The 26,257-nt window shown below is 69.1% G+C and carries 28 protein-coding genes and 1 rRNA gene; 20 read left to right on the forward strand and 9 right to left on the reverse strand.

The genetic code is table 11. From position 1 onward, the window contains the following. Positions 1-77: 77 nt before the first annotated feature. Positions 78-560 (forward strand): GNAT family N-acetyltransferase, encoded by a 483-nt coding sequence (locus tag ABZV40_RS14175; protein ID WP_355440053.1) that lies wholly within the window; start codon positions 78-80, stop codon positions 558-560. Between the two features lie 91 nt (positions 561-651). Here the strand turns inward: ABZV40_RS14175 and ABZV40_RS14180 are convergent, their stop codons facing one another. Next, positions 652-1,290 (reverse strand): MerR family transcriptional regulator, encoded by a 639-nt coding sequence (locus ABZV40_RS14180; protein WP_355440056.1) that lies wholly within the window; start codon positions 1,288-1,290, stop codon positions 652-654. Between the two features lie 116 nt (positions 1,291-1,406). Between ABZV40_RS14180 and ABZV40_RS14185 the strand changes: the two genes are divergently transcribed. The 6 genes from ABZV40_RS14185 to ABZV40_RS14210 all read left to right on the forward strand — a co-directional run bounded on the left by ABZV40_RS14185 (position 1,407) and on the right by ABZV40_RS14210 (position 8,440). Continuing rightward, positions 1,407-2,258, forward strand: a complete 852-nt coding sequence (locus ABZV40_RS14185; protein ID WP_355440059.1) for a hypothetical protein — start codon at positions 1,407-1,409, stop codon at positions 2,256-2,258. Continuing rightward, entirely contained in the window at positions 2,255-2,704 is a 450-nt protein-coding gene (locus ABZV40_RS14190; RefSeq protein ID WP_355440062.1) for an ABA4-like family protein, read from the forward strand. Before ABZV40_RS14185 ends, ABZV40_RS14190 begins: the two co-directional genes overlap by 4 nt. A gap of 91 nt (positions 2,705-2,795) precedes the next feature. Further along, positions 2,796-4,013 (forward strand): thiolase family protein, encoded by a 1,218-nt coding sequence (locus tag ABZV40_RS14195; RefSeq protein WP_355440065.1) that lies wholly within the window; start codon positions 2,796-2,798, stop codon positions 4,011-4,013. Continuing rightward, positions 4,010-6,118 carry a 3-hydroxyacyl-CoA dehydrogenase NAD-binding domain-containing protein gene (locus ABZV40_RS14200; protein ID WP_355440067.1) on the forward strand — a complete coding sequence of 703 codons (2,109 nt, stop codon included), beginning with the start codon at positions 4,010-4,012 and terminating at the stop codon, positions 6,116-6,118. The genes ABZV40_RS14195 and ABZV40_RS14200 overlap by 4 nt, the downstream gene beginning before the upstream one ends. An 85-nt stretch (positions 6,119-6,203) precedes the next feature. Then, positions 6,204-8,006 carry an ATP-binding protein gene (locus ABZV40_RS14205; protein WP_355440070.1) on the forward strand — a complete coding sequence of 601 codons (1,803 nt, stop codon included), beginning with the start codon at positions 6,204-6,206 and terminating at the stop codon, positions 8,004-8,006. Positions 8,007-8,062: 56 nt separating this feature from the next. Beyond that, positions 8,063-8,440 carry a hypothetical protein gene (locus ABZV40_RS14210; RefSeq protein ID WP_355440073.1) on the forward strand — a complete coding sequence of 126 codons (378 nt, stop codon included), beginning with the start codon at positions 8,063-8,065 and terminating at the stop codon, positions 8,438-8,440. 38 nt (positions 8,441-8,478) lie between these two features. Here the strand turns inward: ABZV40_RS14210 and ABZV40_RS14215 are convergent, their stop codons facing one another. The 4 genes from ABZV40_RS14215 to ABZV40_RS14230 form a co-directional block, all read right to left on the reverse strand. Further along, the gene (locus ABZV40_RS14215; RefSeq protein WP_355440076.1) at positions 8,479-8,799 is read right to left on the reverse strand and encodes a hypothetical protein; all 321 of its coding nucleotides are present in this window, start codon (positions 8,797-8,799) and stop codon (positions 8,479-8,481) included. 95 nt (positions 8,800-8,894) lie between these two features. Continuing rightward, a complete protein-coding gene (locus ABZV40_RS14220) occupies positions 8,895-9,398 on the reverse strand; it encodes a DUF2199 domain-containing protein (protein WP_355440079.1) in 504 nt (167 codons plus the stop codon). 67 nt (positions 9,399-9,465) lie between these two features. Next, on the reverse strand, positions 9,466-9,876 hold the full coding sequence (locus ABZV40_RS14225) for a type II toxin-antitoxin system VapC family toxin (RefSeq protein WP_355440082.1): 411 nt from the start codon (positions 9,874-9,876) through the stop codon (positions 9,466-9,468). Continuing rightward, the gene (locus ABZV40_RS14230) at positions 9,864-10,148 is read right to left on the reverse strand and encodes a type II toxin-antitoxin system prevent-host-death family antitoxin (RefSeq protein ID WP_355440085.1); all 285 of its coding nucleotides are present in this window, start codon (positions 10,146-10,148) and stop codon (positions 9,864-9,866) included. Before ABZV40_RS14230 ends, ABZV40_RS14225 begins: the two co-directional genes overlap by 13 nt. Before the next feature lie 71 nt (positions 10,149-10,219). Between ABZV40_RS14230 and ABZV40_RS14235 the strand changes: the two genes are divergently transcribed. Both ABZV40_RS14235 and ABZV40_RS14240 read left to right on the forward strand, forming a co-directional pair. Beyond that, positions 10,220-10,939, forward strand: a complete 720-nt coding sequence (locus tag ABZV40_RS14235; protein WP_355440088.1) for a DUF72 domain-containing protein — start codon at positions 10,220-10,222, stop codon at positions 10,937-10,939. Continuing rightward, the gene (locus tag ABZV40_RS14240) at positions 10,936-12,648 is read left to right on the forward strand and encodes a cellulase family glycosylhydrolase (protein ID WP_355440091.1); all 1,713 of its coding nucleotides are present in this window, start codon (positions 10,936-10,938) and stop codon (positions 12,646-12,648) included. The genes ABZV40_RS14235 and ABZV40_RS14240 overlap by 4 nt, the downstream gene beginning before the upstream one ends. On the opposite strand, the gene ABZV40_RS14245 is transcribed toward ABZV40_RS14240, so the two are convergent. After that, positions 12,603-13,334, reverse strand: a complete 732-nt coding sequence (locus tag ABZV40_RS14245; protein ID WP_355440094.1) for an arylamine N-acetyltransferase — start codon at positions 13,332-13,334, stop codon at positions 12,603-12,605. The genes ABZV40_RS14240 and ABZV40_RS14245 overlap by 46 nt on opposite strands. Before the next feature lie 17 nt (positions 13,335-13,351). Between ABZV40_RS14245 and ABZV40_RS14250 the strand changes: the two genes are divergently transcribed. The 9 genes from ABZV40_RS14250 (at position 13,352) to ABZV40_RS14290 (ending at position 24,033) form a co-directional block, all read left to right on the forward strand. After that, complete coding sequence (locus ABZV40_RS14250; protein WP_355440097.1) at positions 13,352-14,173, forward strand: DUF72 domain-containing protein; 822 nt, start codon at positions 13,352-13,354, stop codon at positions 14,171-14,173. A 41-nt stretch (positions 14,174-14,214) separates the two neighbouring features. Then, entirely contained in the window at positions 14,215-14,571 is a 357-nt protein-coding gene (locus tag ABZV40_RS14255; protein ID WP_355440100.1) for a peptidase inhibitor family I36 protein, read from the forward strand. 155 nt (positions 14,572-14,726) lie between these two features. Then, the gene (locus ABZV40_RS14260) at positions 14,727-17,093 is read left to right on the forward strand and encodes an AAA family ATPase (RefSeq protein WP_355440103.1); all 2,367 of its coding nucleotides are present in this window, start codon (positions 14,727-14,729) and stop codon (positions 17,091-17,093) included. Then, entirely contained in the window at positions 17,090-17,476 is a 387-nt protein-coding gene (locus ABZV40_RS14265; RefSeq protein WP_355440106.1) for a hypothetical protein, read from the forward strand. Before ABZV40_RS14260 ends, ABZV40_RS14265 begins: the two co-directional genes overlap by 4 nt. An 8-nt stretch (positions 17,477-17,484) precedes the next feature. After that, positions 17,485-18,324 carry a metallophosphoesterase gene (locus ABZV40_RS14270; protein WP_355440109.1) on the forward strand — a complete coding sequence of 280 codons (840 nt, stop codon included), beginning with the start codon at positions 17,485-17,487 and terminating at the stop codon, positions 18,322-18,324. Further along, entirely contained in the window at positions 18,321-20,951 is a 2,631-nt protein-coding gene (locus ABZV40_RS14275) for an AAA family ATPase (RefSeq protein WP_355440112.1), read from the forward strand. Before ABZV40_RS14270 ends, ABZV40_RS14275 begins: the two co-directional genes overlap by 4 nt. A gap of 274 nt (positions 20,952-21,225) precedes the next feature. After that, positions 21,226-21,858, forward strand: a complete 633-nt coding sequence (locus tag ABZV40_RS14280) for a hypothetical protein (RefSeq protein ID WP_355440115.1) — start codon at positions 21,226-21,228, stop codon at positions 21,856-21,858. A 289-nt stretch (positions 21,859-22,147) separates the two neighbouring features. Next, entirely contained in the window at positions 22,148-22,990 is an 843-nt protein-coding gene (locus tag ABZV40_RS14285) for a helix-turn-helix domain-containing protein (RefSeq protein WP_355440117.1), read from the forward strand. A gap of 128 nt (positions 22,991-23,118) precedes the next feature. After that, complete coding sequence (locus ABZV40_RS14290) at positions 23,119-24,033, forward strand: hypothetical protein (protein WP_355440120.1); 915 nt, start codon at positions 23,119-23,121, stop codon at positions 24,031-24,033. On the opposite strand, the gene ABZV40_RS14295 is transcribed toward ABZV40_RS14290, so the two are convergent. Further along, positions 24,006-24,806: an SDR family NAD(P)-dependent oxidoreductase gene (locus ABZV40_RS14295; RefSeq protein ID WP_355440123.1), complete on the reverse strand. Its 801-nt coding sequence runs from the start codon at positions 24,804-24,806 to the stop codon at positions 24,006-24,008. The genes ABZV40_RS14290 and ABZV40_RS14295 overlap by 28 nt on opposite strands. A gap of 106 nt (positions 24,807-24,912) precedes the next feature. Here ABZV40_RS14295 and ABZV40_RS14300 point away from each other — a divergent pair, with 106 nt between their 5' ends. Together ABZV40_RS14300 and ABZV40_RS14305 are read left to right on the forward strand one after the other, a co-directional pair. Then, on the forward strand, positions 24,913-25,272 hold the full coding sequence (locus ABZV40_RS14300) for a nucleotide pyrophosphohydrolase (RefSeq protein ID WP_355440126.1): 360 nt from the start codon (positions 24,913-24,915) through the stop codon (positions 25,270-25,272). Continuing rightward, positions 25,269-25,859 carry a hypothetical protein gene (locus ABZV40_RS14305; RefSeq protein ID WP_355440130.1) on the forward strand — a complete coding sequence of 197 codons (591 nt, stop codon included), beginning with the start codon at positions 25,269-25,271 and terminating at the stop codon, positions 25,857-25,859. The genes ABZV40_RS14300 and ABZV40_RS14305 overlap by 4 nt, the downstream gene beginning before the upstream one ends. Here ABZV40_RS14305 and ABZV40_RS14310 read toward each other — a convergent pair. Next, the gene (locus ABZV40_RS14310; protein ID WP_355440133.1) at positions 25,856-26,020 is read right to left on the reverse strand and encodes a hypothetical protein; all 165 of its coding nucleotides are present in this window, start codon (positions 26,018-26,020) and stop codon (positions 25,856-25,858) included. The two genes, ABZV40_RS14305 and ABZV40_RS14310, sit on opposite strands and share 4 nt — an antisense overlap. 139 nt (positions 26,021-26,159) lie before the next feature. Beyond that, a 5S ribosomal RNA gene (gene rrf / locus ABZV40_RS14315) occupies positions 26,160-26,257 on the reverse strand; the annotation flags it as partial.

Consider the following 26,257-nt stretch of genomic DNA (forward strand, 5'->3'; position numbering starts at 1 on the left):
ACGCTTGCTGACCTGCCCCTTAGCAATGAGACTTTGGACTTCGTCCGCAAAAGACTCATTGCAAGGGGCGGTTCGCGTTGATCAGCACCGAGCGGCTGGACCTGCTGCCGTTGCGCGTCGAGCACGCCGCGGAGATGGCCGAGGTGCTCGCGGACCCGGCGCTGCACACCTTCATCGGCGGCGCCCCGCTCTCACCGCAAGCCCTCCTCAGCCGGTACGAGCGGTTGGCCGCGGGCTCCCCCGACCCAGCCGAGCAGTGGCTCAACTGGGTGATCTCGCTGCGGGCCGAAGGCCGCCTCGTCGGCACCGTCCAGGCGACGATCGCCGATCGGACCGCCGAGATCGCGTGGGTGGTCGGCACGCCCTGGCAGGGCCGCGGCATCGCGAGCGAGGCGGCACGAGGCCTCGTCGGCTGGCTCACCACCCAGCCGGTGGACACCGCGGTCGCCCACGTCCACCCCGACCACCACGCGTCCGCCGCCGTCGCCACCTCCGCAGGTCTGTCCGCCACCGGCATCCGGCACGACGGCGAGGTCCGCTGGCAACGCCCTTTGCACTGAGTCGTTTGCGGACGAAGTCCAAAGAGTCATTGCTAAGCCACAGGTCAGCGAGCGACACCAACTGATATATCGGCCGATATATCAGTTCAGGTCAGTCGTCGGAGCCGCCACCGATCACCTCGCGCGACACCTGGGCGTGCGCGAGCCGGCGCACCGCCTTGAGGACGGCGTCGCCGATGAGCGTGCCGACGACCATCGCCTCGACGACGGCGTCGGTGGACCCGCGGCTCGCGATGTACTCCAGGTCGGCCCGCGCGATGATCTTCAGTCCCTCCAGGTACGGGTCGAGCAGCTCGCTGAAGTGGTCGTGGCCGACCGAGCGGGCGGCCGTCATCGCCGAGGCGAGCATGTGAGTCACGTTGTTCTTCGTGACGTCGTAGCACTCGTCCTCACCCTGGCGCGCGAAGAACTCCTGGACGTCCTTCACCGCGAGGGGGTCGAGCTCGGCCGAGCCCGGCTGGCTGATCGCCTCCTGCACCGCGCCGAGCTTCTTGTGCAGGGAGGGGCTGCGGCTGTCGACGACGCCGAGCACGTCCCGCACGGTCGCGATCGACAGACCGCCGACGTCGATCAGGGCCCGCACCAACCGGAGCCTGCGGAGGTGCTCCTCGTCGTAGTGGGCCTGGTTCGGGCTGGTCAGCACGCCGGCGGGCAGCAGTCCCTCGCGCAGGTAGTACTTGATCGTCGGCACCGGGACGCCGCTTCTCTTCGAAAGCTCGCCAACACGCATATGGATAGTGTACCTTTCCGATAGCGGAGAGCACCGCTATCCATTCTTCCGAGGGGGCTCAGATGTTGAGGACCGCATACAGCTGGCACCGGCCGTTAATGCTCTTCACGCTGTCGATGGTCGTACTGACCCCGGTCGCCGCGCTCGGCATGCTGCTGGACGACCGGATGCTGCTCGACTCACCCATCTGGTTCAAGCCGTTCAAGTTCGCGGTGTCGTTCACGCTCTACAGCGCCTCCCTGGCCTGGTTCACCAGCCTGCTCGAAGGCCGCCTGCACAAGATCGCGTGGTGGCTCGGCACGGTGTTCGCCGGGGCCGGCGTCGCCGAGATGACGATCATCGTCACCCAGGTCGTCCGCGGGAAGCGCAGCCACTTCAACTTCGAGACGCCGCTGGACGGGGCGCTGTTCGGGGCCATGGGCCTGCTGGCGGTGGTCCTGCTCGGCACGAGCCTGGTCATCGCGATCCTGTTGTTCCGCAAGAAGTTCGACAACCCCGCGCAGAGCTGGGTGATCCGGCTCAGCCTGCTCATCGCGCTCGTCGGCATGAGCGTCGGCTTCCTCATGACGCAGCCGCGGGCAGGCCAGTCACGGGAGGGCGGCGTGATCGGCAGCCACTCGATCGGCGGACCCGACGGCGGGGAGTACATGCCGCTCACCGGCTGGAGCACCGTCCACGGCGACCTGCGCATCGGGCACTTCGTCGGCATGCACGCGGTGCAGGTCCTGCCCCTGCTGATCTTCTTCGCCGGCCGGTGGGCGAACGCCCGCCTCGCGTGGGTGCTCAGCGGCGGCTACCTCGGCCTGACCGTGCTCGTCATCTGGCAGGCGTTGCGCGGGCAGCCGCTCGTCAAGCCCGACGCCGTCACCCTCATCGCCGCCGCCGTCATCGTCGCCGCGACCGCGCTGGGCGTGGTGTGGGCGCGGCAGCCGCAGAACACCGTCGACAAGGAGCTCGTGACCGCATGACCGCCACCCTGTTCAGCCTGACGTTCCTGCTGGCCGCGCCGTTCTGGGCGCTCATGATCTTCGCGCCCGGGTGGTCGTGGACGCGCCGGATCGCCGAGTCGCACCTGATCGTCCTGCCGGTGGTCGCGATCTACGCGGTGCTGATGATCCCGGTGCTGCCGGAACTGCTGCCGCTGGTCACGCGGCCCGAGCTGCCCGCGCTGGCCAAGTTCATGAGCACCGACACCGGCGCCGCGCTGGTGTGGGCGCACATGATCGCGTGGGACCTGTTCGTCGGGCGCTGGATGTACCTCGAAGGCCGCCGCCTGAACGTCCACCCGCTGGTGATGGCACCCGTTCTGGTGATCACGATCCTGCTGGCCCCGGTCGGGTTGCCGCTGTTCCTGATCGTGCGCAAGGTGTGTGACGCAACCAACAGGGGTGCCGCAGTGGTTACTCACCAGTAACTAGGGTTAGAGTTGGCGTTACCGACCGGTAGGGATGTCGCGCACCCCCTGCCCGGTGGACAGAGTTGTCACCACAAGTGGAGGAGACGCCGTGGCCGCACCAGCAGCGCCGGCACGCGTTCGGAACGTGGTCTTCGTCGACGGCGTCCGCACGCCGTTCGGCAAGGCCGGCCCCAAGGGGATTTTCGCCGAGACCCGTGCCGACGACCTCATCGTGAAGGTCATCCGTGAGCTGCTGCGCAGGCACCCCGAGCTGCCGCCGGAGCGCGTCGACGAGGTCGCCATCGCGGCGACCACGCAGATCGGCGACCAGGGCCTGACGCTCGGCCGCACCGCCGCTCTGCTGGCGGGCCTGCCGAAGTCCGTGCCCGGCTACTCGATCGACCGCATGTGCGCGGGCGCGATGACCGCCGTGACCACGGCCGCGAGCGGCATCGCGTTCGGCGCGTACGACGTCGCCATCGCGGGCGGTGTCGAGCACATGGGCCGCCACCCGATGGGCGAGGGCGTCGACCCGAACCCCCGCTTCCTGTCGGACAAGATCGTCGACACCAGCGCGCTCGTCATGGGCCAGACCGCGGAGAACCTGCACGACCGGTTCCCGCACATCACCAAGGAGCGCACGGACGCCTACGCCGCCGCGTCGCAGGCCAAGTACGCGGACGCCCTGAAGAACGGCAAGATCGGCCCGGAGCTGGTGCCCGTCGCGACCCGTTCCGCCGAGAACGGCTGGGGCCTCGCCACCGCCGACGAGCCGCCGCGTCCCGGCACCACGGTCGAGGACCTGGCCAAGCTCAAGACCCCGTTCCGCCCGCACGGCCGGATCACCGCGGGCAACGCGGCCGGTCTGAACGACGGTGCGACCGGCTGCATCCTCGCCGAGGAGGAGACCGCGCGCGAGCTCGGCCTGCCGATCGGCATGCGGATGGTCGGCTACTCGTTCCTGGGTGTCGAGCCCGAGGTCATGGGCATCGGCCCGGTCCCGGCCACCGAGAAGGCGCTGGAGCGCGCCGGTCTGTCCATCGAGGACATCGGCCTGTTCGAGGTCAACGAGGCGTTCGCCGTCCAGGTGCTCGCGTTCCTCGACCACTTCGGCATCGCCGACGACGACCCGCGCGTGAACATGTGGGGCGGCGCGATCGCCACCGGCCACCCGCTGGCTTCTTCCGGCGTGCGCCTGATGACGCAGCTGTCGCGTCAGTTCGCCGAGCGCCCGGACGTGCGCTACGGCCTCACCACCATGTGCATCGGCATCGGCATGGGCGGCACCGTTATCTGGGAGAACCCGAACTGGAGTGGCGACAAGTGACCATCACCGCTGAGGAAGCAAAGGCGATCTTCCCCGACGAGGTCGTCACCCACGCCAAGACGCGTCTGATCTCCGTGCCGGGCCTGGACAAGCCGGTCGCGTTCATCACGATCGACAACGGCCTGGACCACACCCGCCCGTCGACGTTCGGCCCGCAGTCGCTGGTGTCGCTCGGCGCGGCGTTCGACGAGGCCTACGCTGCCCAGCCCGCCGCGATCGCGGTGACCGGCAAGCCGTTCATCTTCGCCGTCGGCGCGGACCTGTCCGCGGTCGAGCAGGCTTCCGACCGCTCGCAGGGCGTCGCGATCGGCAAGCTGGGCCACGACGTCTTCAAGAAGTTCACCGACTCGGACATCCCGACCTTCGCCTTCGTCAACGGCGCGGTCATGGGCGGCGGTCTCGAGCTCGCGCTGTCGTGCCACTACCGCACGCTGGCGTCGAACGCGGCCGCGATCGCGCTGCCCGAGGTGTTCCTGGGCCTGTTCCCGGGCTGGGGCGGCACGCAGCTGCTGCCGAACCTGATCGGCGCCAACGACGCCGTGACGGTGATCTTCGAGAACGCGTTGAACCAGAACAAGATGCTCAAGCCGAAGGAAGCGCTGGCGCTGGGCATCGCGGACGTGCTGTTCGACTCCGCCGACTACCTGGAGCAGTCGCTGCTGTGGCTGTCCGGTGTGGTGCGTGGCGAGATCACCGTGCCGCGCAAGGAGATCGACCGCGGCGAGGCGTGGGACGCCGCCGTCGCGCGTGCCAAGGCGATCGTGCACGGCAAGACCAAGGGTGCGGCGCCGGGTGCGTTGAAGGCGCTGGAGCTGCTGGAGCTGGCGCGCGAGAACGACCTCGACAAGGGCTACGCCGCCGAGACCGAGGGCCTCGCGGACCTCGTCATGAGCGACGAGCTGCGTGCGGGCCTGTACTCGTTCAACCTGGTGCAGAAGCGCGCGAAGCGTCCGGCCGGCGCGCCGGACAAGTCGCTGGCGCGCAAGGTCACCAAGGTCGGTGTCGTCGGCGCCGGTCTGATGGCGTCGCAGATGGCGCTGCTGTTCATCCGCCGCCTGCACGTGCCGGTCGTGCTGACCGACATCGACCAGGCGCGCGTGGACAAGGGCGTCGGCTACGTCCACGGCGAGATCGACAAGCTGCTGGGCAAGAAGCGCGTCTCGCCGGACGAGGCGAACCGCCTCAAGGCGCTGGTCTCCGGTTCGCTGGACAAGGCCGCGTTCGCCGACGCCGACTTCGTGATCGAGGCCGTGTTCGAGGACCTCGCCGTGAAGCAGCAGGTGTTCGCCGAGGTCGAGGAGCACGTCTCCCCCGAGGCCATCCTCGCCACGAACACCTCGTCGCTGTCCATCACGGACATGGCGTCGAAGCTCAAGCACCCCGAGCGGGTCGTGGGCTTCCACTTCTTCAACCCGGTCGCGGTCATGCCGCTGCTGGAGATCGTGCGCGCCGAGCAGACCGACGACGCCACCCTGGCAACGGCGTTCGCGGTCGGCAAGCAGCTGAAGAAGTCGTCGGTGCTCGTGAAGGACGCGCCCGCGTTCGTCGTGAACCGCCTGCTGACCCGCTTCATGGGCGAGGTCATCAAGTCGGTCGACGAGGGCACCCCCTTCGAGGTCGCCGACAAGGCCACCGAGCCGCTCGGCCTGCCGATGTCGCCGATGATCCTGCTGCAGCTGGTCGGTTCCGCGGTCGCGCTGCACGTGTCCGAGACGATGCACAACGCGTTCCCCGACCGCTTCTCGGTGTCGGAGAACATGAAGAAGTTCGTCGCCGCGGGCAAGGGCGCCGTCTGGCAGTGGGACGCGTCGGGCAACCAGACCGTCGACCCCGAGGTCCTGGCGCTGTGGGAGTTCGGCGACGCCCCGCTCACCGGTGACGAGGTGAAGAACCGCGCGCTGGAGGCGCTGGCCGAGGAGATCCGGATCATGCTCGACGAGGGCGTGGTCGCGGAGGCGCAGGACATCGACCTGTGCATGATCCTGGGCGCCGGGTGGCCGTTCTGGCTGGGCGGCATCACGCCGTACCTGGACCGCACCGGCATCTCGGAGAAGGTCACGGGCAAGCGGTTCCTGGCGCCGGGTGTGGCGTCCGTTCCCGCGTAGTTGTGCTGCACGACGAAGGCCCGGTTCCCGGTGGAGCCGGGCCTTCGCTCGTAACGGAGGCCTGCGCGGTGCCGACGTTGTCGGTGTGGCGCGACTTTCGGAACGGATCAGTGCTGCCCGGCGGCGGGCGTTCGTCGGCCGGGAGAGCGAGCTGGACCGGTTCCGCGCCCTCCTCGCGCCGGACGCCTCCGAGCTGATCCTGTTCGTGCACGGACCGGGTGGCACCGGCAAGTCGACGCTGCTGCGCCAGTTCGGCTGGCTCGCCGAGGAGGCCGGGCGGCAGACCGTGTGGCTGGACGCACGGGAGCAGCGGACCACCTCGGTCAGCCACGCCGCCGTGCTGGTCGACAACGCCGAGGCCGCGGACGCCTGGTTGCGCGACGAGCTCCTTCCCGGGCTCGGCGACGACGTCGTGGTCGCCATCGCGGGACGGGAACCGCCGTCGCTCGCGTTCCGCACGGATCCGGGCTGGCGCAGCGTGTTGTCCACGATCCGGCTGACCAATCTCGACCGCGAGACCGCGCGGGAGCTCCTCCGGTTGCGCGGCGTGCCGCCGGAGCAGCACGAGCCGGCGCTGGCGTTCACGCACGGCCATCCGCTGGCGCTCGCACTGCTGGCGGACGTCGGCGCGGTGCCGACACCGACCTCGGCGCCCGAGGTGCTGAACACGTTGCTGCGCAGCCTGATCGGCAGCGTGCCGACGCCCGCGCACCTGACCGCGCTGGAGGCGTGCTCGCAGGTCCTCGTCGTCACCGAACCGTTGTTGGCCGCGTTGCTGGACACACCGGACGTGCGGGAGATCTTCGACTGGCTGCGCGATCTGTCCATCATGGACTACTCGCCGCGCGGACTGGTACTCCACGACTTCGTCCGCGAAACCCTTGCCACGGAACTGCGTTGGCGCCACCCGGACGCGTATTCGCTGCTGCACCAACGGGCACGCGCGCACTACCAGCAGCAGTTCCCCGTGCAGCAGGAACTTCTGCTCGACTTCGCGTTCCTGCACCGCGACAGCCCGGTGCTCGGCCCGTACCTCCGGCACGTCAACGCCACCGCCGACGACTTCACCGTCAGCCGCACGACACCGGAGGAGTGGGAGACGCTCCGGCAGGCGATCGCGTCGCACGAGGGGCCGCGTGCCGCCGCGGAAGCCTCCTCGTGGTTCGCCGCTCAACCCGACTGCGTGACGGTGATCCGCGACTCCGGACCCGCCGGGCTCGTCGTCGCGCCGATCGTCGACGGCGCGCTGGAGGTGCGGCACTGGCTGGCGCTGGACACCTACCAGGACGTCTCACCGGTGCAGATGTTCATCACGCTGCACCTGGTGCGCCGCTACCTCACCACGCCCGGTCTCGGCCAGGTCAACGTCACCTGCCAGAACCCGGACTTCTGGACCGAGGCCTTCCGCTACACCGACTTCCACCGCCTGCCGGACCGCGACTTCGAGCGCGACGGCAAGCGGTTCGGCGTGTTCGGGCACGACTGGCGCGCCGTGCCGCCGATGGTGTGGATGGCCCTGCTCGCCGACCGCGAGACCGCCACCGAGGTGACCCCGCCACCACGCACGCTGTCGTTCGCCGAGTTCGCCGGCGAGGTGCGCAGGGCGTTGCGCGACTACAGCCGCCCCGACCGCAACTCGCTGATCTCCAAGGACGCCGTCGCCCGGGCCGCGCGTGTCATGGAGGCCTCACCGCGCGACCGCCGGGCGTTCCGGGCGCTGCACCACACCTACCTGCAGCCCGCGGAGACCCAGGTCGCCGCGGCGGATCTGCTCGGCCTGCCGATGACCACCTACCGGCGCCATCTCGCGGCCGGCACAGCCCGGATCACCGAGATCCTGTGGCAGGAAAGTGGACACGAAGTGGTCGTGGAACGGTCTGCCGACTGACCAGTTCCCGCTCCTACCTTCTGCACGTCAGCCCAGCACCGCAGAAGGAGAATCCGATGATCACCAAGCTCGCCGTCGCCACCGGCACCGCCGCCGTCGCTCTCGCCGCCCTCGCCGGCACCGCTTCCGCGGGCCCCGCGGCCACCAGGACCCTCGCGCCCGGCCAGCAGTGGTGCATCAGCCAGTACGCCTCGTACCAGGTGAGAGGAGACGGCTCGGCGACCGCTCAGGGCGCCAAGTTCAAGCTCCAGTACAACGGCGTCACCGTGCCCGGCACCGGCTCACCGGCCCTGGTGCGCTACTGGGCGGCCGAGCTGCGCACGTCCAACGGCACGTTCCCCGGCCCCGGCTACTACAGCGCGTGCGCCACGAACAACGGCACGACCAACACCACCGTCACGCTGCAGATCCGCACTGACGGCGAGTTCTTCTAGTCCAACGGTGACGCGTCCGGTCCGCCGAACCGGACGCGTCACTCCTCGGTCTCGGACTGGTACTGCTCCGCACTGCCGTCCTGGCGGACGAAGTAGGCCCCGATGTTCGTCGCCCGCAACGTCACCTCGGACCCTGCCACCAGGTCCCGGTAGCGCAGCAGGTCGGGCAGGCCGATCGCGACGATGTCGAACGGGTGCTTCTGGCGCAGCATCAACGACCGCCGCAACGCCTCGCTGAACGCCCGGCGCGGTGAGTCGTCGTCCTCCGGGACCTCCACCAGCGCGCCTTCGAGATGGCGTTCGAGCGCGGCCCGCACGCGGTCTGCCGTGCACCAGGCCGCGATCTCCGTGAGAGTCATGTGTCCCGTATCGGCAAAGCTCTCGGGATCATTAGCACCCCGGATATTTCGATCGGGTCATCTTGCCCGGTCAAGCCAACCGATATATCAGTTGCTCACTGATGCAACGCGATCTCGGCGAACTCCTGGACGCGTGCGCGGGTGATGCCCTCGCGCTGCTCCACCGCGAGCGGGTGATCGGTCGGTTCGAGCTCGACCAGCGGCCGGATGCCGAGCGGCTGGGTGTGCAGGTTGGTCTTGAGGTTGAGCGTCGTCGGCTCGTAACCGGGCAGCACCGTCGACAGCCACCCGAAGTACGGCGGCTCGTTCACGCGGTCCGGATCGTCGAAGACGTCTCCCATGCGGATGAAGTTCACCTTCGACAGCGACACCCACACGCCCCATTCGAAGTCCTCGTCGGCGTCGTGCACCGGCAGCGCGATCCGGCCGCGCACGAAGTGGTGCTCGTCGTCGATCAGGCAGTACTCGTCGCCGAGCACGTTGCCGGAGGTCTCGGCGAGCTGCGGCGACCAGTAGGCCGGCGCGGCCATCGTGTACGCGAAGGGCAGACCGTCGTGTTCCTGACCGCAGCACGTGCAGGTGAACGCTGGAGTGATCACCTCACGCAGCGTAGAGGTGAACGCTTGCCGTCGAAGGTGTTCCCGCCCCGAACGGGCGGTGCTCGCGTCAGACCTGCTTGATCGGCACGACCTCGACGAGCCGTTCGACGTCCTTGAAGTCCTTGACGTTCATGGTCAGCACCGGCATGCCCGCGACGGACGCGGTGGCCGCGATCTGCAGGTCCATCCGCCGCGGCCGGGGGCTGCGGCCCGCGCGCCGCACCAGTGAGGCCATCTGCCCGTAGACCTTGGCCTCCTCCAGCCCGAACGGCAGCACCTCGAACGTGTGCACCGCCGCGTAGTAGCGCTCGGAACGGGCGAAGCGCTCGACGGGGTCGTCGATGTCCAGGCCGAACGCGAGCTCCGCGATGGTGACCGCGCTGAGGAACGGCTGCGCGTTGAGGTACGGCCCGAGGTTCGCCCGCTCCAGCCTGATCAGCACACAGGTGTCGAGCAGGCAGCGGCTCAGGTCTGCCACGGGTCGTCCACCGGGTCGTCCGCGCCGAAGACCTCGTCGGCGGCTTTCCGGTCCGCCTCCCAGCGTTCGGCGTCGACCGGCGGCAGGGTGCCGAACAGCACCTGGACGTCGCCGAGCGGCGGCCGGGACACGGCCTCCTCCCGGTAGGGCAGGAGCTGCGCGACCGGTTTGTTGTTGCGGGTGACGACGAAGCCCTCACCCGCCTCGACACGCCGCATGATCTCCGCGTTGTCGTTGCGGAGCTCACGCTGGCCGATGGCTTTGAGCTGCATGGCCCAACTGTAGCTCAATATCCCCAAAAGTGCTACAGAATGGCTACAGCGCGACCGGGATACCCGAAGACATGATCAGGATCGGCACGTCGGGCTGGCGCTACCCGGAGTGGCGCGAGGGCTTCTACCGCACCGTCCCGCAACGGCGCTGGCTCAGCCACCTGGCCGGCCACCTCGACACGATCGAGATCAACGGTTCCTTCTACCGCCTCCAGCCGCCGTCGAACTACCGCAAGTGGGTCGCCGAGACCCCGGCGGACTTCACCTTCGCGGTCAAAGGCCCGAAGCTGATCACCCACGTCAAACGGTTGCGGGACGTCGGAGATCCGCTCAGGACGTTCCTCGGCTCGCTCGAACTGGGCTCGAAGCAGGGCCCGATCCTGTGGCAGCTGCCGCCCAGCCTGCGCTTCGACCAAGCCGTCCTGCGGGACTTCCTCGCCGCACTTCCACCGGGAAGGCACGCACTCGAACCGCGCCACGACTCGTTCCGCACCGACGCATATTTCGACCTGCTGCGCGCGCACAACGTCGCTCACGTCGTGTCGGACGCACCGACGTTCCCGTGCATCGAGGCGGTCACGGCCGACTTCGCGTACATCAGGCTGCACGGACACGACGAGCTGTACATCAGCCCCTACGACGACGAGCAGCTCGACGCGTGGGCACAGAAGATCCGCGACTGGGACCGCGACACCTACGTCTACTTCGACAACACCATGAAAGGCGCCGCGCCGTACAACGCCCTGGCTCTGGCGCAATGTCTAGACCAACCGCTAGCTTCACATACGTGAATCTCACTCGCGTCTCGGCCACCCTGCTCCTGGCCGCGAGTCTCGTTGCTCCCGCGCAGGCGGACCCGGTGTCCTGGACCGGTCCGCTGAGCACGCGCGGACGGTGGATCGTCGACGCCCACGGCGACCGCTTCAAGCTGAAGTCCGGCAACTGGCACGGTGCGAGCGGCACCTGGAACGGTTCCGGCGACATCAACGACCCCGCCAACCACCACGCCGGCGAGAAGGCCGACCAGGTCCCGCTCGGCCTGGACCGGGCGACCATGGGCACGATCATCAACAGCTTCAAGGAGATCGGCGTCAACAGCGTCCGGCTGCCGTTCTCCAACCAGATGATCAGGGACACCAGCCCCGTCAACGGGCTGAAGGACGCGCAGCTCAACGGCAAGCGACCGCTGGAGATCTACGACGCGGTGGTCAACGAGCTGACGAGCAACAACCTCGCCGTCATCCTCAACAACCACACCACCACGTCCAGATGGTGTTGCGGCGTCGACGGCAACGAGCGGTGGAACACCAGCCAGAGCACCGACCAGTGGGTCGCCGACTGGGCGTTCATGGCCAACCGTTACAAGGCCAACAAACGCGTCGTGGGCGCTGACCTCTACAACGAGGTGCGCCGCAACATCTGGGACGACCCGAACTGGGGCTGGGGCGACGACCACGACTGGTTCAAGGCCTCGCAGCAGGCCGCGGACCGCGTCCAGCAGACCGCACCGGACCTGCTGGTCATCGTCGAGGGCATCAACTGGACCGGCATCCCCGTCGACGGCTTCGCGCACGGACGGCCGACTCTGGAACCGGTGCGCTACCTCAGCCACACGCTCGCCAACCCCGAGAAACTCGTCTACTCCGCCCACTTCTACGGCTACACCGGCCCGAACCACAGCGGCGCCACGGGCACCGGCGAGACCAGCGACCCGCGTTACCAGGACCTGTCACCCCAGGAGCTGACCGATGTCCTGCAACGCCAGGCTTTCTACCTCACCGAGGCGCAGAAGCACTTCACCGCACCGCTGTGGGTCAGCGAGTTCGGCGTCGGCGGCATCGACGAGTCGAACCAGAAGGCGCGCGCCTGGTTCGAACGGTTCGTCGACCACCTGATCGCCACCGACACCGACTTCGCCTACTGGCCGCTGGTCGGCTTCCACACCAACCGGACGGGCAACAGCTGGGCGCTGCTCCGCTGGGACGCAGCCGGAAACCGCATCAGCGTCAACGACGGCGACGACTGGCGCGCCACCGCGTGGAACCGGCTCGTCAACGCACCACAGCGATCCGGGCAGATCCCGCGCGAGACGCGGTGGAACATGCTCACCGGGGAGTCCTGTCCGCAGAACGAGAAGCTCGTCGGCGTCAGCCACACGGGCAACCGCGGTCTGTGCGTCAGCGGTCCACAGTGGAGCAGCACGACCAGGGTCACCAACGAGCAGCACGTGACCGACGACTGGGCGGTCGGCTACACGAAACTCCAGTGTCCGCAAGGAAACGCGGCGGTCGGGTACGCGAACTTCACGCTGGTCTGCGCGCCGATCGCCACCGGAACGAGCTCACGGGTCCTGTGGTTCGACCGCGGCGACAACCGACCGGACCAGGGCGGTGACTGGGCCAACGGGCACTACAAGGGCCAGTGCGCGCAGGACGAGCACGTCGCCGGCGTCGCCTACAACTGGCGCAGGACGCCGGACGCGTTGCTCTGCCGGAAGTGAAGTCCCAGGTGTTCCAGGAAGGCGGCCGCGGGATCCTCGACATCGGTCGAGGTCCTGCGGTCGCCTTCGGTCACGATCACCTTGGTGTCCGTGACGGTGATCCGCCCGTCCGGCAACGCCAGGGACGCCATCGGCCCCTTGCGGAAGTGCGACTCCGGCGCGGTCTGATGCCACCAGCACGTCGGCACGAACTCGGCGAGCTCGCGCGGCCGCCGTTCCACCCGGTAGCACGGTTCGCCGTTCATCAGCACGTCGACGTCGTCACCGACGTCCACCAGCCGGAACACGCCGAACGGGTCCTTCTGGTCCTCCCGCGACGTCCACGACAGCGGGTGCAGCGTGAACGACCCGAACCCGACGTCGGCCAGCCACGCGCCGTCCACGAGCAACGCCATGTGGTCGAACGGAGGCCCGAAGCCGTTCGCACCGAACACCCGCGCGGACAGCAGGTCGACGTGATGACCCAGGTGCCGCAACAACTCCGCGAACAACCCGTTGAGCTCGTAGCAGAACCCGCCCCGCCGCCGCTCCACGATCTTCCCGTGCAGCCACGGGATCTCCAGCACGATCCGGGTGTCCATGTGGGTGTCGAGGTTCTCGAACGGGACGCTCAGCAGGTGCCGTTCGTGCAGCTGTGCCAACGACGAGTCCCGCGAAGCACCGATGCGCTGTAGGTAGGCGTCCATCGTGCCACGATAGACACGTGGGCGAGGTCAGGATCGGCACTTCGGGATGGGTCTACCCGCCCTGGCGCGGCGTGTTCTACCCCAAGGGCGTCACGCAGAAACGCGAGCTGGCCTACCTCAGCGAGCAGCTCAACTCGGTGGAGATCAACGGGTCCTTCTACTCGCTGCAACGCCCGTCCAGCTACCTCAAGTGGGCCGCGGAAACGCCGGACGACTTCAAGTTCGCGGTCAAGGGCAGCCGCTTCATCACCCACATGAAGCGCCTCAGGGACGGCCACGAGCTGCTCGCGAACTACCTCGCGTCCGGCGTTCTCGCCCTCGGCCCCAAGCTCGGCCCGATCCTCTGGCAGCTCCCGCCGACGCTGCAGTTCGACGCCGACCTGCTCACGAGGTTCTTCGAGAGCCTGCCCCGCACCACCGCGGAGGCGGCGGAAGTGGCCCAGCGCCACGACCACCGCGTCGACCCGGCCCACACCACCACGGACGCCGAACGCCCGATGCGGTACGCGCTGGAAATCCGCCACGACAGCTTCAGGACACCCGAGTTCCTCGACCTCCTCAAACGTCACGACATCGCGCTGGTGATCGCGGACGCCGCCGGCAAGTACCCGCTGATCGAGGAGGTCACCAGCGACTTCGTCTACGTCCGGCTGCACGGCCACGACGAGCTCTACGTCAGCGGCTACACCGGCGAGGGCCTCGACACGTGGGCGGCCAAGGTCCGGAAGTGGCGGGAGCACTACGACGTGTTCGTCTACTTCGACAACGACGCGAAGGCCTTCGCCCCGCGCGACGCGATGAACCTCCGAGACCTGGTTCAAGATCGTCTGGCCGATTGACCCAAACGGACGCACACTCTCCTCCGGACGGAGGTGCGCCCATGTCGACGAAGAGCCTCATCGCCGCCTTGGCGATCACTGCGGGCGCGGTTGCCTCCAGTGGGATCGCCGTTGCACAGAGTGACAAGACCTGTGACAAGGGCGAGTTCTGCGTGTGGACCGGACCGGACTACACAGGGGCCGTGCAGCGGCTCGACCTGGAGTCCGCGAACCCCGGCGAGTGCATCCAGCTGACCGTCGTCGGCCGATCGTTCACCAACCGTCTGAGCAGGGACGCGAGTGTCTACCAGCGCGAGAGCTGCTCGACGGAGGCCGAGTTCACCACCTATCCGAAGCACGGCACCTACGTGCCCGACGCGTACTTCGTGATCAGAGCCGTCGAGGTGTGGGGCCCATAACGAGCGCGGACTACTTTAGTCACCCTATGTAACACCACCCGATCGTGTGAGTACTCACCAGTAGGTTTCATTTCGTCCTTAGGTTGCCGCCCTATCGAGTGGTGGCAGCTGGAGGAAATGTGACCGTGGCGGGTGAAGCCGGGTTACTCGAACTTATGGCCGGGCGACTGGCCAAGGACGATCTCACCCCACGTGCGGCGGAACTGGTGCTGGCCGCGTGCCGAGGAGAAGCGGCGCTGGACCGCGCGCTCGCCGGCGTGCCGGTCGAGGAGGAGGCCCCGCAGGAGCAGACAGTCGGACCAGGCCAGGGGATCTTCGTGTCGGAGATCCGGGTGCGCGGCTTCCGGGGCATCGGCCCCCAGGCACGCCTGCCGCTGCCGCCCGGTCCGGGACTGACCGTCGTCACCGGGCGCAACGGTTCGGGCAAGTCGAGCTTCGCCGAGGCCGCGGAACTGGCGCTGACCGGCTACAACGCCCGCTGGACCCGTGCACGGCACGACGTGTGGCGGCAGGGCTGGCGCAACCTGCACCAGGCCGACACCGCCGTCGAGCTGGACCTCGTCCAGGCCGCGGTGCCGGACCGGACGACGATCCGAAGACGCTGGGCGTCGGACGAGGACCTCGCGCAGGGCGAGTGGACGCAGGACGGCGAACCGTTCGACGACCGCAGGTGGCACGACGCGCTGGAGACCTACCGGCCGTTTCTGCCCTACAGCGAACTGGGGACTGTTCTCGACGCACAGCCGGAGGACCTCTACGAGGCGTTGCACCGGCTTCTGGGGCTGGAGGCGATCACCGAGGCGCAACAGGCCCTCGCCGAGCACCGCAAACGCCTCGCGGAGATCGTCGCTCGTCCCTACGACCGGCGCGAACGCGTGCGCGCGGAGCTGGCGTCGTCCCCGGACGAACGCGCCCGCCGCGCCGCCGAGCTGCTCGGCAGCGACTCCCCCGACCTCGACGCGATCGCGGACCTCGCGCTCGGCGCCGACGTCGGCAGCGCCACCGGCCTGCTGCACCAGATCGTGGACCTGGCCCCGCCGCCGGAGGACGAGATCGACAGGTGCCGCGAGACCCTCGACCTGGCGCTCGGCGCGGTGACCGCGGTCGCGACGGAGAACGCGCAGGACTCGTTGCGGTGCAGCGAGATCCTGAGGCTCGCGATCCAGCTGCAGGAGTCCGGCGGCAACCAGTCGTGCCCGGTGTGCGACCTGGGCCGGCTGGACGGGTTGTGGCTGTCCAAGGCCAAGGAACGCGCCGAGCACCTCGCCAACGCCGCCGCGGAGCTGCACGACGCCGCGGACCGGCTGGACGTGGCGGTGGCGGCGGCACGGGCGTTGTGCCAGCCCGTCCCGGACGTGCTGCACGAGACGCAGGACATGCTCGACACGACCGCCGTGCTGCAGGCCTGGCAGGCGTGGGAGGCCTGCGTCTCGATCGACGACCCCGTGCGGCTGCGGCATGAGTTGTTCGACCGGTACGCGGAGCTCATCCAGGCCGTGGACCAGCTGAAGTCCGTCGCACGCGAGCAGATCGACCGGCGTGACCTGGTCTGGCGGCCGATGGCGATCGCGTTGTTCGAGTGGCACTCCCAGGCGCAGCAAGCGCTTGCGGACGCCGAGGTGCTCGCCGACGTGACCGAGGCGGAGAACTGGATCCGCAGGACCGCGGCCACGCTGCGGGCGGAACGCATCGCGCCGTTCGCCAAGGAGTCGCAGCGGATCTGGCAGCGGTTGCGTCAGCAGAGCAACGTCGACCTGGGGGCGGTGCGGCTCGGCGGCGCCCGCAACGTCGAGCTGGACGTGTCGGTCGACGGCGTCTCCAACTCGGCGCTGGCGGTGATGAGCCAGGGCGAGCTGCACTCGCTGGGACTCGCGTTGTTCCTGCCGCGCGCGATGGTGGACGAGAGCCCGTTCCGGTTCGTGGTGATCGACGACCCGGTGCAGGCGATGGATCCGTCCAAGGTGGACGGACTCGCGCAGGTGCTGGCCGACGTCGGGCTCACCCGCCAGGTCGTCGTCTTCACGCACGACGAGCGGCTGGTGGAGGCGTTGCGGCGGTTGCGGTTGAGCGCGACCGTCTGGGAGATCTGCCGGGGCGAGGAGTCCGTCGTGCAGGTGCGGATGTCCGACGACCCGGTCGGCCGGTGCCTGAACGACGCCCGCGCGATGCGGGGCGACGAAGATCTGCCGGACGCGCTGAGAGCGGAGCTGGTGGCCTCGTGCTGCCGGGCGGCGCTGGAAGCCGCGTCGCACGCCCGGTTCCGGCGCGAACGGCTGGGCCGCGGGGTGCCGCACGCCGAGGTGGAACGCGTGCTGGAGTGCGCGCTGACGACCAGGCAGAAGATCGCGCTGGCCGTGCTCGACGACCTCGCGGAACCGGCGAAGCTGTTGCCGCACCTGGAAGACGTGGTCGGATCGTGGGCCGTGGACCTGCTGCAGGCGTGCCGGGTCGGCGGTGACAGCGGTGACCTGGACGTGCTGATCCGCGACACGGAGCTGCTGGCGGGGTGGCTGCAGCGATGAACATCCCCTCCGACGTGCAGGACCGGCTCACCTGCGTCGCGAACCTGCTGGCGCGCCCGGAGCAGCTCGACGGCGTGCGGATCCGGTGCTGTGCCGAACTGTTGCGCACGGCGGTGGAGCGTTCGGTCGCTCGCGCCTGCGGTGCCGAGAACTCCGACCAGCCCGTGCACGCACTGCTGATCAACCTCCCGTCCCATGTGGACGCCGATCTGGCGCACGACACCTCCCAGCTGTGGCACGCGCTGAGCCGCGCGATCCGGCACCACGGCTACGAGCTCACCCCGACCGTCGAGGAGCTGGCCGGCTGGCACGCCGACACCACGACCGTCGTCACAGCGCTCCAGCCGACCCTGACCCTGTCCGGCACCATCGACCTCACCTGAAGGCACCCGTGAAACTGCTGCTGTTCGCGGACCTGCACCTGGACACGCGCTTTCCCAGCGCCGGCCCCGCGCGGCGCCAGGCGTTGCGCGACACGCTGGGCCGCATCGTGGAGCTCGCCCAGGAGTCGAACGTCGACGCGGTGCTCTGCGCCGGTGACCTCTACGAACACGACCGCCGATCCCCGTCCACGGCGTCCTTCCTGAGGTCGTCGTTCGACTGCCCGGTTCCGGTGTTCCTGGCGCCGGGCAACGACGACTGGTACGGGCCGCAGTCGGTCTACCAGCAGGTGGACTGGACGCCGAACGTGCACGTGTTCTCGTCGGAGAACCTGACGCCCGTGGAGCTCGCCGACGGCGTCACGCTGTGGGGTGCCGCGCACGTCGGTCCCGGTCCGGCGCGGGACTTCCTCGACGGGTTCGCGGTGAACCGGTCCGGCGTGAACCTGGCTCTGTGCCACGGATCGACGCCGGACGACGTCGCGGTCACCGGCCTGGACCACGCGTTCCTGGGGCACGTGCACACCCCTGAGCACGCCGTGCACTACACGTTCCCCGGCAACCCGGACCCGTTGACCGCGGGCGAAACCGGCGAGCGCGGGGCCGTTCTGTGCACCGTGCACGACGACGGGACGGTGACGCGCGAGGTGTTCGACGTGTCGGCTTCGCGGTCACTCGGCCTGCTGGCCGAGTCGGCGGACGACTTCCCCTCGCTGGACTTCGACTCCGTTGCCACCGAACGAACCGTGCGCGGTCAGTTCGTGCGTGACGTGCTGGCGGATCCGTCTCTGGACACGGCGTTACGCGGTCGTGTGCTGGCCACCGGCCTGCGCGCGTTGGAGGAACGATGAAGATCGAATGGGTGACGGCGTACGCCTTCGGGCCCCTGCACGACCGGACCCTTCCGCTGGCGCCGGGCCTGACCGTGGTGTCGGGCGTGAACGAGTCCGCGAAGTCCTCCTGGCACGCCGCCATCCGCGCGGCGCTGTGCGGTGAACCGTCGTCACGGCACCGCCCGTGGCACGGGGACTCGTGGCGGGTGGCCGCCACCGTGTCGCTGGAGTCCGGCGAAGTCGTGTACCTCGACCGGGATTTCCACGACGACGGGTGCCAGGACGTCGCCCGCCGGATCGGCCTGGACCGCACGTCGTTCACCGCCACCGCCTGCGTCGACCAGGCGCAGCTGCTGTCGGTGCTCGACGCCGCCGACGGCCTGCAGGACCACCTGCGCCGTGCTGCCGCCACCGCGGGCACGGACGGCACCGTCGAGCAAGCCCTGGAGCGCCTGCACGCGCCTGTCGACGCGTTGCGCGACGCCCGGAACCGCTTGCGGGAAGCCGAAACGGACCTCACCGTGGCGCGCCGCGAACACGCGCGCTACCTCGACCTGAGCGCGCGTGCCCGGTCCGCCGCCGCTGCCCGTGCCCGCTTGGCCGTCCAATCGCATGCGGCTTCTTTGGAGGCGCTCACCGCCCGTGCGTCCCGCCTGGCCGAACTGCAGGAACGCTTCGGTGACGCGCCACCGTCCGGTTTGGCAGCGCAGGAGGAGCTGGCCCGCGTGGTCAACCGCGCACTGGCCGCGTGGCGCGCCGCCCCCACGCCACGCGTGCTGACCGGCCCGACGGCCGCGACGCTGGAGGGTGAGCTGGAGTCGCTCCCGGAGTTCCCCGTCGGCGAAACCGCGCTGGACGACGAGCTCCGCATCGTGGCCGGCGCCTACGAGACCGCCGCCGCCGTCGCCGCCGCTCACCACGAACGCCGGCCGACACCCGCCACGACCGCCGAACCGCCGGTGCTGCGCGGCCTGGCCACACGGCTGGACCCGACCAGCGGCTCCCGGCTGACGACCGCGTCCATCGACGTGGACAACGCCCGCCAGTTCCAGGACGAGGCCGCCACCAACGCGGCCCGCGCCCAGGTGGAGGCCGACGTGGCCGCCGCGCGGGTGCACGAGATCGCGATGCCGAACCCGTTCCTGCGCAACGCTCTGCTGGCCCTGAGCGGCCTGACCGGCGTGGTCGGCGTGCTGCTCTTCCTGGTGGACCAGCAGATGGCCGCGATCGGTGTCCTCGTCGCGGCCCTGATCGCCGGGCTCGGGGGCGCGCTGGCCCGCGGCAACGCCCCGCAGCGCGAGGCCGCCATCGCCTTCGCCGCCGAACGCGCCTCCGCCGCACACCAGGCACGAGGCCTGCTGTTCGTGGCGGACCGCAAACTGGCGGAGGCCGAGGGCCAGCGGGCCGTGGCACTCGAAGCCGTGCGCGTCCACGAGGAGGCGGTGTCGGGCTGTGCCGCCCTGGGCGTGCCCGCGGACCGAGAAACGTTGTGGCGCCTGGCCAACCGCCCGGCCTGGGAAGCCGAGCACCGCGACCTGCTGTGCGAGGTGGCCCGCACCGAGAAGGCCGTGCGCGTGGAACTGGCCGCCCGCGGCAAGATCGACCCCAACATGTCCGTACCGGACCTGCTGATCGACTACGAGACCGACTGCAAGGTCCGCGCCCGCCAGGCGCTGATGGCCGCCCAACGCCCGCTGCTCGCCCAGGCCCTGTCCGACCGCCGCCAGGCCGAAGCCGCCGTCGCCGAGGCCACCGTCGCCCACAACCGCGCCCTCACCCTGCTGCGCGAGGCCGTCACCGCGATCGGCGGCACCGGTGAACGCCCGGAAGACCTGCTGCGCGCGATCGCCGAGTGGCAACGCGGCTGGGACCGCCTGCTGCGCGAGGCCGAAGAGGAACGCAACGCGTGGGCCGAACTGCAGTCACTCCTGGCCGACGGCACCCTCGACGACCTGGAGGCCACCCTCTCCGCCGCGCAAACCCACCACGCCGCCCTGGTGGAGGACGCCCTCCGCTACGCCGCCTGCGCCCCCGTCGACCCGTCCCTCGCCGCCGCATGCGACTCGCTGGCAGCCACCGTGGCCGAGCTCGCCCGCGTCCTGCCCAGCGTGCCGGACGCCGAGGAAGCCGTGCAGGAGGCCGCCGCTGAGGTCGCCGAGCTGATGGCCGAGGTGGAGGCGATCTCCCTGGCGTCGCGCTACCTGACCGCGGCCCGGGAGAAGGTGCACAGCACGATCGCACCGGCGTTGGAGGAAACGCTCCGCTCCTGGCTGCCGTTGGTGACCGGTGGGCGCTATGTGGACGCCGCCGTGGATCCTGTTTCCCTGACCGTGCGGGTGTGTTCGGCTTCCGAGGTCTGGCACCAGGCGTCGCGGTTGTCGTTGGGCACGGCGGAGCAGGTCTACCTGCTGCTGCGCGTCGCCCTGGCCCAGCACCTCGCCACCGAGACCTGCCCGCTGTTGCTGGACGACGTGACCGTGCAGGCCGACGACGCTCGCACGCGCGCGGTGCTGGACCTGTTGCTGCGGTTGTCGGAGGACCGGCAGATCGTGCTGTTCGCGCAGGAGAGCTCGGTGGTGGAGTGGGCTCGGGAGCGACTGGGGTCGCGGGACGTGCTGCACCAGCTCACGCCCGTGGCAGCCTGACCGGCCGAGCGGCGACGAGCGCGACGACCCGGTCGGCCACCTCCCACCACTCGCGGTTCGCTTTCGGCACTTGGCCGTGCTCCGGGCACGAGTGTCAGTCCCAGGTGCAGCGACGTCCACGAGACAGCGCAGCCTCCGCCGGTGCGGTGCCGATCCCGCGAATCCTGCGCATCACCCGCAAGGTCCTCCGAAGAGGCAGACCCCTACCTCGAAGTACCGGTACACGACCTGCAGTTTCCCGGAATTGTCAGACCCCGTCGCTACCGTCCGTCCCATGACCGACGCCGCCTTCCGCAAGCTGACCCCGACCACCGGTGAAAGGCTCGCCGAGCTGGGCCTGAGCCTCGCCGTCCTGGACCGCGCGATCGCCGCCGGCATCGACGCGCGGGCCGCGTCGCCGCCGTTCGGGCCCACCAACGCGCCGGGGCTGCTCGACTGGATCCACCGGGTGGGCACGTTGCGGCAGTTGCTGGCGGCTGAGGGGTGGCAGCGGCTCGACCACTGGAACGCCGGTCTGGTGCGGCATCCGTCGCGGCCGATTCTGCTCGGCACGTTGCAGGGCAATCGCGGTACGGGGTCGCCGGACGCGCCGTTGCGCAGTGACTACGCGAAAGGGCCCGCCATTGCGGCGATGATGAGGGACAACGACCACGATCAGTTCGCGCTGTTCGAGAACATGCGCAGCGAGGGGCTGAAGTTGTGGTTCCTCGTGACGTATCCGCTGCAGCTGGACGACCGGCTCGTGGTGTTGCGGGAGGTGTCGCAGCCGGAGCCCACACCGCAGAACCAGGTCATCGAGCGGTGGGCGCACCGGATTCCGTTGCCGCCGATGGAGTTCGGCCGGCTCAAGGCACCCAATGTGGACGGACCCGAGGAGGTGGACTTCCCGATCGCGCTGCGCCGCTGAGCCGCGACGGGCGAGGCCTCGGGCAAAGGGGAAGCAGGACGTCTCGCCGCGTCCGTCCGCACATCGCGGTGGCTCGTGCGGGATGTCGGTGCCGACCACGCCCACGGCGGACACCGGCAAGGCCTGCCGAAGGCATCGCGCGGGCGGCCGTTCGATCCGAGAAGCCGGGTCCACGACAAGGGCCCAAAACGGCCGGACCTCGGCGATCACGGGCTCATGCCGTCCCACGATCCGGCCTGCTGAGGCCCGCGTGGCAGCCCGGCGCGGCAGAAGCGACAATGGGCGGATCATGTTCACCCCGTCGCGACTCACACTCGCCCGCACCCGGCGCGGTCTCACTGCGGACGAACTCGCGCGCAAGTCCGGGGTGTCCGCGCGGGCCATCGGCGAGTACGAGCGCGGGCTGCGGAGGCCGCGGTCGTCCACGACGGAGCTGCTGGCGACGGCGCTCGGGTTCCCGGCGGCCTTCCTGGCCTTGCCGGAACCGCCGCGGCCGCAGAACGCGGTGCTCATGCCGCAGTCCATGTCCGCAGCGCAGCTGGCGATCGAGTTCAACGCCTGGCTGGAGCGGTTGTTCGTGCTGCCGCAGCCGGACCTGCCGTCGCCTGGAACGTCACCGGAGGCCGTGCGGACCGCGTGGCGGCTCGACAGCGGGCCCGCGCCGAACATGGTGCAGTTGCTGGAGTCACGTGGCGTGCGCGTGTTCTCGCTACCCGTCGACTGCGTCCGTACGCCCTCGTTCTCCTGCTGGCACAACGGCACGCCATTCGTGCTCCTCAACCCGACGGCTTCGCCGGAGCAGGCGAGGTTCGACGCGGCGCGGCTGCTCGGCGAGCTGCTCGACCACGACGACCCTGGCGAGTTCGCCGGGGACTTCCTCATGCCTCCGCAGCAGAACATGGAGGATCTTCCCCGGTACGTGATGATGACCCGCCGGGAGACCTCGAAGCTCTTGACCAAGGCCTTCAGGGTGCTGCGCGAGAACGGCACGACACCCCTGCACGTCGCGAAAGAGCTGAAGATCGGCCTCGAGGAGCTGAACGGCCTGGTGTTCGGGCTGGTGCTCATGGCACTGCCGGGTGGCGGCGAGTCCGGCCCCAGGGGACGTGCCCGCCTGACCCTGGTGCACTGACGCGCCCATTCAGTCACGGACTGAAGTTCTCAGTCACTTGTACTAGACCAAACGAGCGATTTGTGAAACGCATCGCCCGGCATGCCCGACACTGAGAGTGACGGGTAGCCGAGTCGTGAGGACGCTCCATGACGATGCAGCGCACAGAACCCTCGCCCGCAGCAGTCCTGATCGCCGTTGCCGTGCTCGCGTTGGTTCTGACCGTTGCCTTCGGCCCGCTCGGGTTCGTCATCGGACTCGCGTTGTTCGCGTTGATGTTCATCGGCACGAAGAGAACGACACCCGAGCAGCTCGTCCCCATGCGCACCCGCTCCCGCATCCGCCGCCTGTCGACCGCAGGACGGGTCGCCATCGTCGGCGAGACGCACTACCAGGACGCCATCGCGGAGGTCGCGCGGCACGCGACGGCGCAGACCTTCGAAGACGCCATACCGGCGACCGCGGTCCTCGTGCCCGACCCCGTCAGCCGGCACGACCAGCAGACCGTCCGCGTCGACCTGCTGCGCGGAGACGGCTCCGCGATCACCGCCGGCTACCTGCGCGGCGACCAGGCCGCCGACTACCAGCCACTGCTGCTCGAACTCGCGGAGCGCGGCGAGGTCGGGTCGTGCCCGGCCCGGATCGTGGGCGGCGGCGAGCGCTACTACGGCGTGCACCTGCACCTCGGTGATCCACGACTGCTGCTGCTCGACCACGAGGCCCTCGGCACGACACCGACGATGCCAGCCGAGCAGCAGGTCACCGTCACGGGCGTGGAAGCGCATCAGCACGTGCTGCACCGCGTGGTCAACGGCCGGACACCTGTCCACGTCATCGCGGAACTCCGCGACTGCCGCATCGCCAGAGGCACGCACATCGGCGAGCACACTCTCGAAGTGCTCCTCGAAGGCGAACGCATCGGCCAGCTCAGCTACGCGATGGGGCTGCGCTACTGCGACCTGGCGCAGGAGTGGCGCGCCCGCACGGGGCGGGCGCTCTGCGAAGCCGTCATCACCAACGAAGGCACGCGCGGCCTTCAGGCGAAGCTGCTGCTGCCCAAGTAGTCGGCGAACGTTCGCGGCTCGCGGCCGAGAACGCGCTGCACGCCGTCGGACAGGTGTGCTTCGGCTCCCGTGCGGATGCGCACGAGCAGCATCGTGACGAGGTCGGCGATCTCGTCCGGGTAACCGAGCCCGCGCAGGGACGCCGCGAAGTCCTCCGGTGCGACATCCGTGTACAGGACCGGGTTGCCCGTGACCTCGACGATCCGCGCCAGCATCTCGGCGAACGACAACGCCTCCGGGCCGCTCAGGTCGTAGGTCTGACCGGCGTGGCCCGGACGCGTCAGCGCCGCGACGGCCACCTCGGCGATATCCAACACATCAATGAACGGGTGGATGCCCTGGCCCGCGGGCACCGCGAGCTCGCCGTGCCGGACGGGCGCGGCGAAGAGGTCCTCGTCGAAGTTCTGCATGAACCACGTCGGCCGCAGGATCGTCCACTCGACGCCGGACTCCTTGATCGAGGCCTCGAACGGGTCGTCGTCGGGAGCGCCGCGCATGGACAGCAGCACGAGACGGGTGACGCCGGACTTCACGGCCAGAGGAACGAACTCGGCGAGCTGCGCCGGGTTGTCCGGCGGAACGACGTAGACGGCGGCGATGCCGGCGAGGGCGGGTCCCCAGGTTTCCGGCTCGGTCCAGTCGAACCTCGTGGCCGACGACCTCGACGCCGGACGTGCCGCGGAACCGAGGAGTGCGGTGACGCGGCGGCCGGTCTTGCCGGTCGCGCCGAGCACGAGGACGGTTGACAGGTTGATTGCGCTCAATGTTGACATGACTGGAGCCAATCAACATTGACTCGGACGATCCATGATTGATCAACCGGCATCCTTGCTCGTTCGTCCACCCCATGTCTTTTGGCAACGTGGTAGTTAGTGGGGCATGAGTGAGCGTGATCTCGTGGACCTGAGGGATGCGTTGCGGGCGTTCGCGGCTGCCCGCGACTGGGACAGCTACCACACGCCCAAGAACCTGGTGATGGCGTTGTCCGCGGAGGTCGGCGAGCTCACCGACCTCTTCCAGTGGCTGACGCCCGAAGAGGCACAAAATGCAATGAAAGACCCAGAACTCGCTTGGAACGTGCGGGACGAGCTCGCGGACGTGATGCACTACCTGACCAGGCTGGCCGACAAGCTCGGGGTCGACCTCGTCGAGGCCGCGTTCGCCAAGATCGAACGCAATGAGCGGCGGTTCCCCAGTGGCAGCCTGCGTCCTGTCCCCGTCGAGAAGGGTGAGTTGTGAATCTCCAGAGCGTGCAGGCACTGCACGTGCACCAGAAGGTCACGTTCATCTCCAACCGCTACGAGGTCTTCGCCGACAACGGCGGCGAACCGGGCGAGCTCGTCGGGTACGCGGAGCAGAAGAAGTTCAAGATCAAGGAACGGATCACGATCTACACCGACTCGTCGAAGAGCCAGGTGCTGTTCGAGTTCAACGCCCGCAAGGCACTCGATCTGGCCAGTGCGTACGACGTGACCGACGAGCACGGGCAGCCGATCGGGTTGTTCCGCAAGGACTTCGCGAGGTCGCTGCTGCGGTCGACCTGGCACCTGGAGCAGCCGGGCTGGGGCACGACGACGGGTGCGGAGCGGAACAAGGTGTTCGCGGTGATCCGCCGGCTGTGGGGGTGGATTCCCTACATCGGTGAAGCGCCGTTCCCCATGCGGTATCACTTCGACTTCACCACGGAGAACGGCGCTCCCGTGTTCAGCGTCGACAAGAAGACCTGGGTCCGCGACCACTACGTGGTGCCGATCCAGGATCCCGGCGTCGACCGACGGCTCGTCATCGCTCAAGCCGTCGCGCTCGACGCGCTGCAGTCCCGCTAGAGATACGTCAGCAGGAGGAGAATCAGGCACACCAGCAGCACGACGCCGAGCACTGCGGGCAGGAGCGACTGCGAGGACGACGCGGGCTCGCGGGCGTGCCTGCCCCGCCTCCTGCGCGCTCGCCACCGCAATGGTGCCTCCCCTGCCCACTGATCGTTCATGACGATCACGGTAGGGAGGAACGACCTGCACTTGGCCCACGTCACCCGCTCGCCGGGCCTCATCACCCGGTCGGCGGCTCAAGCATGAAAAAGCCCTGCGGGGAGCGCTTTTGGCGCTCAACCCGCAGGGCTAAATTAAGTTCGGCGGCGACCTACTCTCCCACACCGTAACCAGTGCAGTACCATCGGCGCAGAAGGGCTTAACTACCGGGTTCGGAATGGGACCGGGTGTTTCCC

Source organism: Lentzea sp. NPDC004782, assembly GCF_040609115.1.
Classification (GTDB): Bacteria; Actinomycetota; Actinomycetes; order Mycobacteriales; family Pseudonocardiaceae; genus Lentzea.

Bases quoted from the DNA above. Each gene is read 5' to 3' on its own strand.
- ABZV40_RS14180 (WP_355440056.1), bottom strand. From the start codon at position 1,290: ATGCGTGTTGGCGAGCTTTCGAAGAGAAGCGGCGTCCCGGTGCCGACG.
- ABZV40_RS14185 (WP_355440059.1), top strand. From the start codon at position 1,407: ATGGTCGTACTGACCCCGGTCGCCGCGCTCGGCATGCTGCTGGACGAC.
- ABZV40_RS14190 (WP_355440062.1), top strand. From the start codon at position 2,255: ATGACCGCCACCCTGTTCAGCCTGACGTTCCTGCTGGCCGCGCCGTTC.
- ABZV40_RS14210 (WP_355440073.1), top strand. From the start codon at position 8,063: ATGATCACCAAGCTCGCCGTCGCCACCGGCACCGCCGCCGTCGCTCTC.
- ABZV40_RS14215 (WP_355440076.1), bottom strand. From the start codon at position 8,799: ATGACTCTCACGGAGATCGCGGCCTGGTGCACGGCAGACCGCGTGCGG.
- ABZV40_RS14230 (WP_355440085.1), bottom strand. From the start codon at position 10,148: ATGCAGCTCAAAGCCATCGGCCAGCGTGAGCTCCGCAACGACAACGCG.
- ABZV40_RS14235 (WP_355440088.1), top strand. From the start codon at position 10,220: ATGATCAGGATCGGCACGTCGGGCTGGCGCTACCCGGAGTGGCGCGAG.
- ABZV40_RS14245 (WP_355440094.1), bottom strand. From the start codon at position 13,334: ATGGACGCCTACCTACAGCGCATCGGTGCTTCGCGGGACTCGTCGTTG.
- ABZV40_RS14255 (WP_355440100.1), top strand. From the start codon at position 14,215: ATGTCGACGAAGAGCCTCATCGCCGCCTTGGCGATCACTGCGGGCGCG.
- ABZV40_RS14260 (WP_355440103.1), top strand. From the start codon at position 14,727: ATGGCCGGGCGACTGGCCAAGGACGATCTCACCCCACGTGCGGCGGAA.
- ABZV40_RS14265 (WP_355440106.1), top strand. From the start codon at position 17,090: ATGAACATCCCCTCCGACGTGCAGGACCGGCTCACCTGCGTCGCGAAC.
- ABZV40_RS14275 (WP_355440112.1), top strand. From the start codon at position 18,321: ATGAAGATCGAATGGGTGACGGCGTACGCCTTCGGGCCCCTGCACGAC.
- ABZV40_RS14280 (WP_355440115.1), top strand. From the start codon at position 21,226: ATGACCGACGCCGCCTTCCGCAAGCTGACCCCGACCACCGGTGAAAGG.
- ABZV40_RS14285 (WP_355440117.1), top strand. From the start codon at position 22,148: ATGTTCACCCCGTCGCGACTCACACTCGCCCGCACCCGGCGCGGTCTC.
- ABZV40_RS14290 (WP_355440120.1), top strand. From the start codon at position 23,119: ATGACGATGCAGCGCACAGAACCCTCGCCCGCAGCAGTCCTGATCGCC.
- ABZV40_RS14295 (WP_355440123.1), bottom strand. From the start codon at position 24,806: ATGTCAACATTGAGCGCAATCAACCTGTCAACCGTCCTCGTGCTCGGC.
- ABZV40_RS14300 (WP_355440126.1), top strand. From the start codon at position 24,913: ATGAGTGAGCGTGATCTCGTGGACCTGAGGGATGCGTTGCGGGCGTTC.
- ABZV40_RS14310 (WP_355440133.1), bottom strand. From the start codon at position 26,020: ATGAACGATCAGTGGGCAGGGGAGGCACCATTGCGGTGGCGAGCGCGC.